This is a genomic window from Thermodesulfobacterium sp., assembly GCF_030445475.1.
GTDB lineage: Bacteria > Desulfobacterota > Thermodesulfobacteria > Thermodesulfobacteriales > Thermodesulfobacteriaceae > Thermodesulfobacterium > Thermodesulfobacterium commune.
The window spans coordinates 1-12,833 of record NZ_JASUTP010000004.1 but is presented as its reverse complement, the minus strand read 5'-3'; the positions used below and the strand labels follow the sequence as shown (position 1 = coordinate 12,833).

The 12,833-nt window shown below is 36.8% G+C and carries 9 protein-coding genes, 1 tRNA gene and 1 CRISPR repeat array; of the genes, 3 read left to right on the top strand and 7 right to left on the bottom strand.

Features of this window, described 5'->3' with window-relative positions; all coding sequences use genetic code 11:
• Window positions 1-13: 13 nt before the first annotated feature.
• Window positions 14-1,159: a 3-isopropylmalate dehydrogenase gene (locus PWP26_RS02610; RefSeq protein WP_144241955.1), complete on the top strand. Its 1,146-nt coding sequence runs from the start codon at window positions 14-16 to the stop codon at window positions 1,157-1,159.
• 8 nt (window positions 1,160-1,167) lie between these two features.
• Window positions 1,168-2,970 carry an excinuclease ABC subunit UvrC gene (uvrC, locus tag PWP26_RS02605; protein ID WP_301398910.1) on the top strand — a complete coding sequence of 601 codons (1,803 nt, stop codon included), beginning with the start codon at window positions 1,168-1,170 and terminating at the stop codon, window positions 2,968-2,970.
• A 72-nt stretch (window positions 2,971-3,042) separates the two neighbouring features.
• Here uvrC and PWP26_RS02600 read toward each other — a convergent pair whose 3' ends face one another.
• From PWP26_RS02600 to recN, 7 genes are all read right to left on the bottom strand, one after another.
• Complete coding sequence (locus PWP26_RS02600; RefSeq protein WP_038060031.1) at window positions 3,043-3,813, bottom strand: sulfide-dependent adenosine diphosphate thiazole synthase; 771 nt, start codon at window positions 3,811-3,813, stop codon at window positions 3,043-3,045.
• A gap of 96 nt (window positions 3,814-3,909) precedes the next feature.
• Window positions 3,910-5,307 (bottom strand): sigma-54 dependent transcriptional regulator, encoded by a 1,398-nt coding sequence (locus PWP26_RS02595; RefSeq protein ID WP_022855019.1) that lies wholly within the window; start codon window positions 5,305-5,307, stop codon window positions 3,910-3,912.
• Window positions 5,297-6,334, bottom strand: a complete 1,038-nt coding sequence (locus PWP26_RS02590) for a sensor histidine kinase (protein ID WP_301398909.1) — start codon at window positions 6,332-6,334, stop codon at window positions 5,297-5,299. The genes PWP26_RS02595 and PWP26_RS02590 overlap by 11 nt, the downstream gene beginning before the upstream one ends.
• On the bottom strand, window positions 6,334-7,743 hold the full coding sequence (locus tag PWP26_RS02585) for a UDP-N-acetylmuramate--L-alanine ligase (RefSeq protein ID WP_301398908.1): 1,410 nt from the start codon (window positions 7,741-7,743) through the stop codon (window positions 6,334-6,336). Before PWP26_RS02585 ends, PWP26_RS02590 begins: the two co-directional genes overlap by 1 nt.
• 2 nt (window positions 7,744-7,745) lie before the next feature.
• On the bottom strand, window positions 7,746-8,552 hold the full coding sequence (locus PWP26_RS02580; protein ID WP_301398907.1) for an S-adenosyl-l-methionine hydroxide adenosyltransferase family protein: 807 nt from the start codon (window positions 8,550-8,552) through the stop codon (window positions 7,746-7,748).
• Window positions 8,537-9,466, bottom strand: a complete 930-nt coding sequence (locus PWP26_RS02575; protein WP_301398906.1) for a hypothetical protein — start codon at window positions 9,464-9,466, stop codon at window positions 8,537-8,539. The genes PWP26_RS02580 and PWP26_RS02575 overlap by 16 nt, the downstream gene beginning before the upstream one ends.
• Complete coding sequence (gene recN / locus PWP26_RS02570) at window positions 9,467-11,107, bottom strand: DNA repair protein RecN (protein ID WP_301398905.1); 1,641 nt, start codon at window positions 11,105-11,107, stop codon at window positions 9,467-9,469. It abuts the gene before it with no gap.
• A gap of 109 nt (window positions 11,108-11,216) precedes the next feature.
• On the opposite strand from recN, the gene PWP26_RS02565 reads away from it, so the two are divergent.
• A tRNA-Leu gene (locus PWP26_RS02565) sits at window positions 11,217-11,302 on the top strand.
• Between the two features lie 537 nt (window positions 11,303-11,839).
• Window positions 11,840-12,769: a CRISPR direct-repeat array (repeat unit 35 nt; unit sequence GTAGAAACCTGCCCTACTTCAAAAGGGATTGCGAC).
• Between the last annotated feature and the right edge of the window lie 64 nt (window positions 12,770-12,833).

Sequence of the window (12,833 nt, the reverse complement as noted above, 5' to 3'; positions counted from 1 at the left end):
GGAGGGAGTTAAAATGTCTAAAAAAAGCGGAACTTGTAAAAGGAAAAAACAAGCTTCTCAAGAAGTACAAGAAGTACAAGAAGTAAAAAAGGTTTACAAAATAGCCGTCATTCCTGGAGATGGAACAGGCCCTGAGGTCATAAGAGAGGGTATAAAAGTTTTAGAAGCTGCAGGCAGGAGGTTTAACATAAAATTTAATTGGACCTTCTTTGACTGGGGAGGGGAAAGATATCTTAAAACCGGAGAAACTATACCGGAAGGTGGGATTGAAGAGCTTAAAAAACATGATGCTATTTACTTAGGAGCAATAGGTCATCCTGAGGTGAAACCTGGAATTCTTGAGAAAGAGATTTTATTAAGGATCAGGTTTGAGCTTGACCAGTATATCAACCTTAGACCGGTAAAACTTTATCCAGGAGTTTGGACTCCTATAAAAGACAAAGGTCCAGAGGACATAGATTTTGTAGTAATTAGAGAAAATACAGAGGGACTTTATGCAGGAGGAGGTGGCTTTTTAAGAAAAGGTACTCCCTATGAAGTGGCTATACAGGAATCTATAAACACCAGATATGGGGTAGAAAGGTGCATCAGGTTTGCCTTTGAATATTGTAGAAAAAGGAACAAAAAGAAAAAGGTTACTTTGGTGGGAAAAACCAATGTTTTAACCTATGCCTTTGACCTGTGGTATAGAGTATTCCAAGAGGTAGGACAGGAATATCCTGACATAGAAAAAGACTATGCCCATGTAGATGCCACCTGTATGTGGTTTGTAAAAAATCCTGAATGGTTTGACGTAATCGTTACAGATAACATGTTTGGTGATATCATTACCGACCTTGGAGCTATGATACAAGGTGGTATGGGTATTGCTGCTGGAGGAAACATCAACCCAAACGGAGTTTCTATGTTCGAGCCCATCGGTGGTTCTGCCCCTAAATATACAGGAAAAAACGTAATTAACCCCTTGGCTGCCATTTGTGCAGGTATGATGATGTTAGAACACCTTGGAGAAGAAGAAGCGGCCAAAGCCATAGAAAATGCAGTTATTAAGGTGTGTAGGGACCATTTAAAAAGTATGGCTGCTGGACAGATGGGTTATTCTACTACTGAGGTTGGAGATTTAGTGGCTAAGTATACCGAAGAAGGAGTAGAACTTTAACATGAAAAATGCTAAAGATAAACCTGAAAGAAATCCCGGAATCTCCAGGGGTCTATCTTTTTAAAGGTGAAAAAGGAGAGGTCCTTTACGTAGGAAAAGCTAAAAACCTAAAAAACAGGTTATTTTACTACGTAAAAGGGCCTCTTCTTTCTCCTAAAATTCAACGGTTAGTAGAAACTGCCGAAAATTTAGAATATTTCCTTACTCAAACAGAAAAAGAAGCTCTTTTACTTGAAGCTAATTTTATCAAAAAATACCGCCCTAAATATAACGTCCTTTTAAAGGATGATAAAAATTATCCTCTTTTAAGGTTGGGTTTACAAGAAGAATATCCCTCTTTACAGATTGTTCGGAGGAGAAAAAAGGGAGATAAAGCCCTGTATTTTGGACCCTTTACCTCTACTCGTGGGCTAAGAGAGGTATTAAAGCTTCTTTCTAATATCTTTCCCCTAAGAAAATGCAGTCTCTCAGAAATGAAAAGGAGAAAAACTCCCTGTGTGTACTATCAAATCAAAAAATGTTTGGCTCCTTGTGTTAAACCTATTTCTAGGGAAGAATATCAAAAATTAGTAAACGGAGTGATAGAATTCTTTCAAGGGGGAGGGAAAAAGCTAGCTATAAAGATACGGGAAGAAATAGAAAGACTTGCCGAAAACTTAGAATTTGAAAGAGCAGCCTTTTTAAGAGATAGATTAAAAGACCTTGAAAACATTTTGGAAAAGCAAGCTGTTGTCTTGCAAGAACCTGTAGACTTAGACTTTTGGTTAAACCAAAAAACAGAAAACAAAGAATACTTTATCGTCCTTTTTATCAGACATGGTTATCTATATGGGTTTCAGACCTTTGATGTTAAAACCCCTCTTGAAGGTTCAGCCTTAAAAGAAGTTTTACTCCAGTTTTATCTTGACGGAAAGATTATCCCTCCAGAAATTTATCTCCCACAAGAAATAGAGGAAATAGAAAGCTTAGAAGAAATCTTAACAGAAAATGCAGGATATAAGATAAAACTGTTAATACATCCTGATTCAGAAGAATTTGTTGTCTTAAAGCAAATTGCCTTTAAAAATTTGCAGGAATATATCCTTTCAGAAAAAAGAAGAGAGAAACCATGGTATGCAGGCCTTTCAGAAGAGATTAAAAAAGTTCTAAAGCTTTCTAAGGAACCTCAACGAATAGAAGCTATAGACCTTTCGCAGTTTTATGGAGAAGCTAAAGTTGGGGCAACCGTATGTTTTTTTGAAGGAGAGCCAGATAAAAGTTTTTATCGAAGGTATAATATCAAAGAAGCCGGTAGAGATGACTATTCAATGCTTTATGAAGTTTTATACAGAAGATTAAAACGAGGGTTAGAAGAAGGGACTCTACCAGACCTATTTTTGATAGATGGAGGAAAAGGCCACTTAGAAACTGCTTTAAGGGTGCTCGAAGACCTTAACATAACAGACTTAGAAGTAAGAGCTGTAGCTAAAAACAAAAAGAGACAACCAGAAAAAGTTTATATCCCGGGGAGGAAAAATCCTGTGTTTTTACCTAAGTATAAAGAGGTTTTTCATTTTATCGGAAGGGTAATGGAAGAAGCCCACAGGTTTGCCCAAACCTTTGCTGAAAAGAAAAAACGAGAACAAGATTTATCAGGCTATTTAGATAAAATCAAAGGGATAGGACCTAAACGTAAAGAAATTCTCCTTTCGAATTTTAAAAGTTTAGAAGACTTAAGACAAGCTCATTTAGAAAAAATCGCCAAACTTCCTGGGTTTAACCTAAAAATAGCTAAAACCTTAAAAGAAAGCTTAACACAACAATCAGATTGATAAAAACTTAGGGGGCATCGAACCCCCTATGTATATTTATCGTATATTTTGTATTTGTATCTCCTTGAAATTTTATGTTTTTTTAGAGAGGTCAGCTGCTATAACCTCTGCAATTTTTTTACCACTCATAAGCATACCGCCAAAAATCGGTCCCATCCTTGGTAAACCAAAAATTTCACAAACAGCAATCCCTGTAACATATAGACCCTCTGCCACCTTACCTGTATGTTCTACCACCAATCTTTCAGAGACTTCGCTCCAGTTTGACCTTTCTCCTTTGATAAAAATGTTTAAATCTGGATTTTTCTCAGCAGCGATCTGGACTATTTCTGCCCCATGACCAGAGGCGTCAACCAAAGCTTTTGAAGAAGTAAAAAGTGGGTCTACATGCAATCCTGCCATCTCTATAGCCGTCCATTTCCATAAAACCCCACAAACCTTAGGTGGATTATCTCTAACGATTACATCTTCTACATAAACCCCAAGAAAAAATTTGGCGCCTGCATCTAAAGCTCCTGTAGCCAGTTTAGCTATAAGTTCTGGAGGATCAACTACATATAATCCTTTATCTGCCTTTTGATACTTTATTTTAAAATCTTCTACTATAGGTAATACTTCTTCCTGAACCACAATCTTAGGTATCATGTTACCTCCACCACCAATCCCACCACCAAAAGACAACCTTTTTTCATAAACCGCTACCTTGTAGCCCTTTTCAGCTAAATATTTAGCACAAGTAAGACCTGAAGGCCCTGCTCCTACTATTAGTGTGTCTACCTCACTGTACTCGTAAAGGTCCTCCATTCCATACTTTACAATAGCTCTCTGAATCTCAAGCTCCATAAATCTCCTCCTATTTTAAAAATTTAAATAATAACTAAAATAGTTTAAAAATAAATATTTTTAAGGTTAAGAGAAATATTTCACATAACCAATGACCTAAAACAGTTGTTTATCATATCCCCATTTTTTAAGCTTAAGGGTTAGGGTTTTTCTGTCTATCCCTAATTTTTTAGCGGCTAAACTTTTGTTCCAGTTAAGCTGCTTAAGAACTTTAATTATATACTGCTTTTCTATCTCTTCTACAGGAACGATCTCTTCCCCATTTGAAGTAACCAATTCTTTTGTTAATTCTTCTGTCCTTTTTTCTTTAACCAGAGGCTCAAATTCTGCTAAAAGCAAATCTTTTTCTGTGATTTCCTCTTTGGTAGAAAAAATAACCAATCTTTCTATTAAGTTTTTAAGTTCCCTTATGTTTCCTGGCCAGTGATAATCCATAAAAAGCGATAAAACTTTAGGAGAGAAAATTTTCATAGGCTTTTTATATTTTTCACAAAAGTATTTTAAGAAATAGTTAGCCAAAAGTAATATATCTCCTTTTCGTTCCCTTAAAGGAGGCAAGTGAAGGTTTACCACGTTTAAACGATAGTAAAGGTCTTCTCTAAAAGTTCCCTTTTTAACCTCTTCTTTTAGGTCTTTGTTGGTTGCGGCTATGATTCTTACGTTGGCTTTTATCACCTTTAAACTACCTACAGGAGAAAATTCCTTTTCCTCTACCACTTTTAGAAGTTTGGCTTGAAGGTCTAAAGGAATATTGGCTATTTCGTCAAGAAAAAGCACTCCACCTTGAGCAAACTCTATTTTTCCTATCTTAGCTTGCTGAGCTCCGGTAAAAGCGCCTTTAGCATGTCCAAAAAGCTCACTTTCAAAAAGAGTTGGCACTACCGCCCCGCAGTCTACGCATACAAAAGGGCCCTTATAAACTAAATCCATTTCGTGAATTTTTTTGGCTAAAAGCCCTTTACCTGTACCTGACTCACCAGTAATAAGAACGGTGCAGTCGGTAGAAGCGATGATTTTAGCCTTTTCAAGAATTTGTTTTATCTTTGGGTCTTCTCCTACAAAGTTTATCTTTTCTTCTTTTTCTTTCAGGCTTAGTTTAAGATAAAGGTTTTCTAAGAGAAGCTTTTTTTTCTCTATAGCTTTTTCAACCGCTACCTTAGCCTGATAGACTGAAAAGGGCTTTTCTAAAAAATCAAAAGCCCCCATCTTGATAGCAGAAACAGCTGTCTCTATGTTACCATAGGCAGAAATAACGATAATCTGGCTTTCATAGTTTATCTCTAAAAACTCTTTTAAAAGGTCCAAACCATTTCCATCGGGAAGTTTTAGGTCCAAAAAAACTACATCGTATTCTTTCTTAGAAAAATGTTCCAGAGCTTCTTTCTTATTTTCAGCGTTATCTACCTGATAACCTTCTTTTTGAAAAAAGATAGACAATCCTTCTCTTATATCTATTTCATCGTCTACCACTAAAATCCTTCCTTTATATCGCATCTTCTCTCAAGGTCTCCCTGGTTGGTAAGGGAAAAAGGATCTCAAAACAAGCCCCTCCTTCTTTCAGGTTATAAACATTGATCCTACCTCCATGATTTTTAATGATACCATAACAAATAGAAAGGCCTAGACCTGTAGCCTCACCTTTTTCTTTAGTAGTAAAAAAGGGATCAAAAATAAAAGGCATAATTTCTGGAGGTATACCTGGACCGGTGTCTTTTACCTTTATGATAACCGTATCATATTTGACAGAGGTTTCTACAATAATTTCTCCCTTTCCTTTCATCGCCTGGGCTGCGTTGATAAAAAGATTAAAAAACACCTGTTCTATCTGCTTTTGACTAACATATACCTTAGGTAGGTTTTTTTGTAGTTTAAACGTAAAAGTTACGTTTTTAAACATAGGATACTCAGAAAGTAGTTCATACACTTTTTTAACACTAAGGTTTAAGTCTACCCATTCTCTCTTTTCTTCCTCTGGCCTACCAAAAGCTAAAAGTCCGTTGATAATGTTTCTACATCGTTCGGTCAGATTAATAATCCTATCGATCCATGTTTGATAAGTAGGAACCTCTCCTATTTCCTCTTTTAACATACTGGCATACAAAAGAATACCACTTAAAGGATTCTTAAGCTCATGAGAAATCTCTCCTGCCATCTTTCCTAAACTGGCAAGCCTTTCAGTATTAATCCAGTATGGGAACCTAAACCAGTCTTTTTCCTGAATAAATACGTGTATCGTATAGTTAGGATTGATAGGTAGGTTGAACAGGTAATAAAAGTTATTTTCAAAAGTAAAAAAAGTCAACCCAAACGTGTCAAAAACCGGACCAAAAAGTTCTTCTAAAAAGATTATTTCGTCATCTTTAAGAAGATAGATAAATTCTTTTAGAAATCTTGAATTGTAATAAACTACTTTGTGCTTAAACTCAAAATCTACTCTCTCACATTCAGACACAACGGTAGGATGTCTAATTTTTTCGATACTATCTTTGGTAAAAAATATAGAAACTTCTGCTAGAGTCATCAAGAGAGTTGGGCTAAAAAACCTTTTATTTCTCTTTCCATGTAAGCACTAGACATAAATATTACCAGCTTTTTTCCCGGATAGTTTAGCCATTCAAACCGTGGATAGGAGAAAAATTCCTCAGTAAGCTTAAAAGCCTTTTTACCTTTAAGTTTAATCTCTTCTACCATCCTATCAAGGTCTATTCTATCCTCTGAAGGAACGTTTTCTATACCTGCAGGTGTTTTAAGGTAAACCACATCTGCTATACTTAAACTTTCTACATAATCCTGTTGAAAAATTTTGCGCTTACTTGAGTTGGTCCTGGGTTCAAAAAATATTACAGTAAGCTCAGGCTTTATCGCTTTTTTAAGCTCACCTACAGTTAATCTTACGGCTGTAGGATGATGAGCAAAATCATCTACTACCACAAGGTCTTTATCCCTATAGATTATCTCTTGTCTTCTTTTTATCCCTGGGAAGGTTTTTAATCCCTCTTCTATGTCCTCGTTAAAAAGGTCTAACCCTTTTAGCAAGGCTATCACCCCTAAGGTGTTTAACACGTTATATTCTCCTACCAAGCTTACTTGAAAAGCCTCTTTTTTATAAGCCTGACTAAACTCAAAAATAGACATAAACCCTTGATTATCTAAAAAACTATCAACTTTAAGCAACCTAAAATCATTTGCCTCTCCTTTCCCATAACTGACGGCTTTAGCTTTAAGGTTTGCTTTGCTAACAACCTCATTAAGGTTTATATCATCCCCGTTATACACCAACAAACCATCTTCAGGTAAAAGCTCTATCATATCTATAAAAACCTTTTTTAAAGCCTCCAGATTAGAATATACGTCTGCATGGTCATATTCTAAGCTTGTCAAAATAACTGCATAGGGCTTATAATGAAAAAACTTAGGCACTCTATCAAAAGAGGCAGAGGGATATTCATCTCCTTCTATCACCATCCATTCCCCTTCACCATAACCGAAATTTTTCTCTTCATCCCTCAACACCCCTCCTACCAAAAAAGAAGGAGAATAGCCACCTCTTTTCATTAAATAACTTAGAAGCGCGGTGGTGGTTGATTTCCCATGGGTTCCTGCACACACCAATACTTTTTTCCCATTAAACCAATTCTTTTCGAGAAATTGAGGGAAAGAGTACAACGGAAGGTTTAACTTCTGGGCTTTCAAAAGCTCTGGATGGTTAGCCTTTACCGAATTTCCTACGATCACACAGTCAGGTTTTATTTTAACTATGTTTTCTGGATCAAAAGGTAGAACCTTTATTCCTAAATTTTTTAAAATGTCTGAAGCAGGAGGATAAATTTCTCCTTTTTCTGAACCAAAAACTTCATACCCAGACTGTTTTAAAAGTCCAGCTACTCCACACATCCCTATACCACCAATTCCTATAAAATACACCTTCATAATTAAACTCCCTCGTTTTCAAAAATAATTTCTATTTCAGGTTCCCCTAAAACCTCTTTTGCTGACCCTTGATTTATAGCTATTTCCAACAATCCTTCACTCCCAAACAAAGCTACCAACTCCCCTTTCTTGGCCCCACCATAGGTCTTGACCAAAGGAACTTCCCGATGGTTAACCAAAATTTTAAAAGGCTTGTTCTTTGCCTTAAGTAGCTCTTGACTAAAGTTAGTAATCAAGTTGCCAAACTGATCCACATACCAAATAGCTAATTTTAATCCCTTTTCGGTTTTTTGAGGAGGTTTAAACTCAAGCTTAACTAAAGTATCCATAGAGATTTTTTGGCTAAAACTCTCTAACGGTTCCTCTGCTAACAAAAAAGATACAACCGGAGCAAAGAGATCTCTTCCATGAAAAGTCTTGCTATAAGGAGGACGTAAAACTTTAGAAACCTCTATCTCATAGGGAATACACTTTTCTGTCTGATAGATTAATGAAAAAATCCCGTTATCAGGCCCTACAAAAAAATATTTATCGGTTTTAACCACTAAAGCCTTTCTTTCTGTACCTACCCCTGGGTCAACCACACAGAGGAAAACAGTGCCTTCAGGAAAATAACGATAAGAAAAAAACAACATAAGGGATGCTTGTTTTACATCTTGAGGTGGTATTTCATGACAAAGGTCTATAAACTGAAGACTTGTTATGTTCACTCCTTTTCTATTAAGTTCTTGTAATATTTTTCCCTTAACTACCCCTACATAATGGTCTTTGATACCAAAATCCGTAAGTAGCACTACAGTTTTATACATTCTACGGCTTCTCCCTCAGCCAACCTTTTTCTTGCTTTAGGTGCATATTTTAATAGAAGTTCTCTAATAAACTCTACAGGAGGATTTCCTTCAACCACACAGGCAACAGGAGAACTTTGACTAAGCATATAAAGAGGAAACTCTTTTTCGACTATCTCCTGGATTGTCTGATTTTCCTCTTGGTTTCTACCAAGGATAACCCAAAGGTTTTCCTCTAAAAAATGTCTTCCCAAGCAAAGAAGTTGAGCGGTTTTATAGGTGAGAAGTCTTTTTTCTTTCAAAACTTTCAACACCCTTGAGCCTATCTGAGGGTCTGTCAATAAACACCCTCCAGCAGGTGTTGGTATCTCCTTTATCCCCCATTTTTTAGCCAGCTCAAGCTGTGGTTTTCTTTGTCTACCTTGAAGGTCTAAAAGTTTTTCCCTGTCTACTAAACCTTCCCTTTCAGGGATAGTAGGTTCCAAAAGTTTGGCAGATAAAGGTCTAAGCAGTATTCCCTTTACCTCTGCATCTCTTTCTATAGTCTCTAAGGCCTGTCGATTCTGGCTCATAGGCCTTTGTCCTACTACCTCTCCAGTGGCTATAAAATCAGCCCCAAGTTCAGAAAGTAAGGTTTTAGCAAGTCTAACCATCAAAATTTTACAGTCTAAACAAGGGTTAGCAAAATCTCCATACCCATATCTTGGTTTTTTTAAAATCTGAAGATATTCTTCCGTAATGTCTAAAACCAATCCTTTTTCAAACCCCAGCTCTAAACTCTTTTGATAAAAAATCTCAGGATTTTTTTTGTATTTCCAACCAAAAAAAGGGGTAATAAATTTAACAGGTATAACCTTTATCCCTTGAGTCTTCAAAACAAAGCCAGCAAGAAGGCTGTCAAGCCCGTCTGAAAATAACAAAAGAGCCTTTCCCATCTAAGAACTTTCCCTTAAAAACTGCTGAGCTAACTCAAGGTTTTCAGGTTGCCCTAACATTCTTGCGATCTCTTTAAGCCTTTCTTCTTTCTCAAGAGGTCTAACCACCGCTTTGGTTTCTCCAAGATCTGAGTACTTTTCTACCAAAAAGTGATGATCTGCCATGGCTGCTATTTGAGGAAGATGGGTAATACAAAGTACCTGCGTATTTTCCGAAAGTTTTTTAAGTTTTTCACCTACTTTTTTCGCGGTAATCCCACCTATACCCACGTCTACCTCGTCAAAAATTACTGTTTTAGGTGTCTGTTTGGTCTGGATGATTGATTGAATAGCCAGAAAAATACGAGAAAGTTCTCCTCCTGAAGCTACCTTTTCAAGAGGTTTTGGAGGGATCCCTGGATTAGATGAAAAAAGAAATCTCACCTCATCAAGCCCATAAGAACCAAGGTTACTTCCTTCAGGTGCTTTAGAGTTAACCTCTATCAAAAATTCAACCTTTTCCATCCCAAGTTCTTTTAGCTCTTCTTTTAATAATTTAGTTAGGGCTAAAGATCCCTCTTTTCTTTTCAACGACAAATCTTTAGCTAAGCTTAAGACTTCTTCTAAAACTATTTCTTGCTTTTTCTTTAAATCCTCATAATCCTCTCTCCCAAACTCAAGAAGGTTTAACTCACTTTTGAGTTCCTCTAATAACTTTTGCAAGCCTCTGGTGTCTCGCTGATATTTCTTTTTTAATTTTTCGTATTGAGAAAGCCTTGTTTCTATTTGGTCTAAAAGGGAACTATCTTCAGGAAGCCCTCTGGAATAGGTGTATATTTCTCTTAAAATCTCTTTAATTTCATAATAAAACCCTGAGGTTTTTTCAGCATAAATCTTAAAAACTCTATCCAAACTACTTATTTTTTCTAAAGAAGATAAAGCCTGATAAAGGTTTGAGGTAGTCTCTTCTAAACTTTTTGATGTCAAGTCTAACTGTTCTTTTAAAAACGTAAGGTTTTTAAGTTTTTCTCTTTCCTCTCTAAGTTGTTCTTCTTCCTCAGGATCGGGTTTTAGGTCTTCAAGCTCTTTTATCTGGAAAAGTAAAAAATCTTTTTTAACGGAGAGATCCTCAAGTTTTTTTTCTAAAGCCAAAACTTGAGAAGAAATTTCTTTATAACGAGCTAAGGCCTCTCTATAAGCCTTCAAAAGACTAAATGAATCAGCAAACTCATCTAAAAGCTCTAACTGTTTTTCGGGATCAATAAGGGTGTAAAATTCGTGCTGACTGGTAAGAAGGATTAAATCTTTGATTAGGTAGCTAAGGTCTGTTAAAGAAGCTGGTTCTCCGTTAATAAAAACTCTCTGTTTTTTTGGAGAAAAAACCCTGAGGATATGCACCTCATCTGTTTCTTGATATCCTAAGTCTTTTAATCTTTGATATAGAAAATCGCCTCCCCAGATAAGGGCTTCTACCTCTCCTTCTTTAGCCCCTGGTTTCAGATAGTCTTGACTAAACCGATCTCCTAAAAGGAGCCTTATTGCCTTTATCACTAAAGATTTTCCTGCCCCTGTTTCTCCAGTAAAAACAGTAAACCCTTTATCAAAGTTAAGCGAGATTTCGTCTATCAACACCAAATTTCTAATACTAAGTTCTTTTAACATGGCTTAAGTACGATAAAATTTTAAAACATTTTCTGGCAAAAAACAAGGTGAGAACCTCTTGATAAACCAGATTTTTAGAGTAATATTTACAAAAGTATACGGGTTTTCCGCCCGGGTGGCGGAATTGGTAGACGCTGTGGACTTAAAATCCACTGGGGTTTCCGCCCCGTGCCGGTTCGAGTCCGGCCCCGGGCATTTTTCTTTAGTTTCAAGGGAATTATTTTTTCACATTTTTATTTAACCACGCGGGCTCATCACAACCATTACAAATTAGACTCTAAACCCCTCCCTACTTTTCAAAATTATATTTTTAAACTATTTATCTTGTAAAAATTTTGTTTTAGATTATAGTTTTTAATATATCTTAGGTCTTTGACAAGAGAATAGGCTACAGGGCAGGGGCAATCTTGAGCTTTAAGGGGCCAGCATAACTTTTTCAAGGGTGTGTGTAAGTATATTTGGTAAACAAATAAACATTTTTTGCCCTTCCCTACAAATAAGATTTTATGCGACATAGAGAAGGGTGTTTTTAGAGGTATTTTATTGAGTCTCATTTGCAATTGAAATTGCCAAAAAGTATCCTTGTAAGTTATTGATTTTATGTAAAAAATTTTTGTTATCCCAGGCTGTCAAGCATAGATTTCATCAGGGTTTCAAAGGGTCATTTTTAAAAATTTAGTTTTATACTAAACTTAAAAAAGTTAGATTTTATCAGGGTTTCAAGGGGTAAGTGTAGAAACCTGCCCTACTTCAAAAGGGATTGCGACATTTGGGTGGACATAGGTTAGGGCATGGGTTTGGGTATGGTAGAAACCTGCCCTACTTCAAAAGGGATTGCGACTTCAATACAAATCTCTCCACGCTCTTGTGCTTCTTTCATGTAGAAACCTGCCCTACTTCAAAAGGGATTGCGACAAGCTAACCAGCTCACTTTCTCTGGTTCGAATCCGAAAACTTGTAGAAACCTGCCCTACTTCAAAAGGGATTGCGACCGTAGTTGAAATAGATATGTCCATTCTCTATCCCTTTAGTAGGTAGAAACCTGCCCTACTTCAAAAGGGATTGCGACGAATTCACCCAACTTAAACATTTTCTACCTCCTTATGTAGAAACCTGCCCTACTTCAAAAGGGATTGCGACAGGAATATTTCGTGGAAATTTAGAGGCGTGGGGCGTGGCGTAGAAACCTGCCCTACTTCAAAAGGGATTGCGACACTTTAGTTTTCCGTTTCCATAATGCATTATCCCCAGTAAGTAGAAACCTGCCCTACTTCAAAAGGGATTGCGACAACTTTTACCTTTTCCATCATTTTCACACCCCCTTATAAGTAGAAACCTGCCCTACTTCAAAAGGGATTGCGACCCTTTTAGTACTCTCTTTTCCATCTCCAACCCCCTTATGTAGAAACCTGCCCTACTTCAAAAGGGATTGCGACACCATCCCTAATTATCACTTCAACTTTTGTCTTTTTCACCATTGTAGAAACCTGCCCTACTTCAAAAGGGATTGCGACCCCAGTCGTAGAAAATTCTTGGGACATCTAAATCCGTATAGTGTAGAAACCTGCCCTACTTCAAAAGGGATTGCGACTCATTCATAGCCACCCCCTCCTATTTTGTTTTTTTCGTAGAAACCTGCCCTACTTCAAAAGGGATTGCGACACATAACACCAACCAAATCAACTACCGCTTTCATATAATTCGTAGAAACCTGCCCTACTTCAAA

What these genes read in the sequence shown, in the direction of transcription:
- uvrC (WP_301398910.1), top strand. Translation starts at nt 1,168, where the DNA reads ATGCTAAAGATAAACCTGAAAGAAATCCCGGAATCTCCAGGGGTCTAT.
- PWP26_RS02575 (WP_301398906.1), bottom strand. Translation starts at nt 9,466, where the DNA reads ATGGGAAAGGCTCTTTTGTTATTTTCAGACGGGCTTGACAGCCTTCTT.
- PWP26_RS02585 (WP_301398908.1), bottom strand. Translation starts at nt 7,743, where the DNA reads ATGAAGGTGTATTTTATAGGAATTGGTGGTATAGGGATGTGTGGAGTA.
- PWP26_RS02600 (WP_038060031.1), bottom strand. Translation starts at nt 3,813, where the DNA reads ATGGAGCTTGAGATTCAGAGAGCTATTGTAAAGTATGGAATGGAGGAC.
- recN (WP_301398905.1), bottom strand. Translation starts at nt 11,107, where the DNA reads ATGTTAAAAGAACTTAGTATTAGAAATTTGGTGTTGATAGACGAAATC.
- PWP26_RS02590 (WP_301398909.1), bottom strand. Translation starts at nt 6,334, where the DNA reads ATGACTCTAGCAGAAGTTTCTATATTTTTTACCAAAGATAGTATCGAA.
- PWP26_RS02595 (WP_022855019.1), bottom strand. Translation starts at nt 5,307, where the DNA reads ATGCGATATAAAGGAAGGATTTTAGTGGTAGACGATGAAATAGATATA.
- PWP26_RS02580 (WP_301398907.1), bottom strand. Translation starts at nt 8,552, where the DNA reads ATGTATAAAACTGTAGTGCTACTTACGGATTTTGGTATCAAAGACCAT.
- PWP26_RS02610 (WP_144241955.1), top strand. Translation starts at nt 14, where the DNA reads ATGTCTAAAAAAAGCGGAACTTGTAAAAGGAAAAAACAAGCTTCTCAA.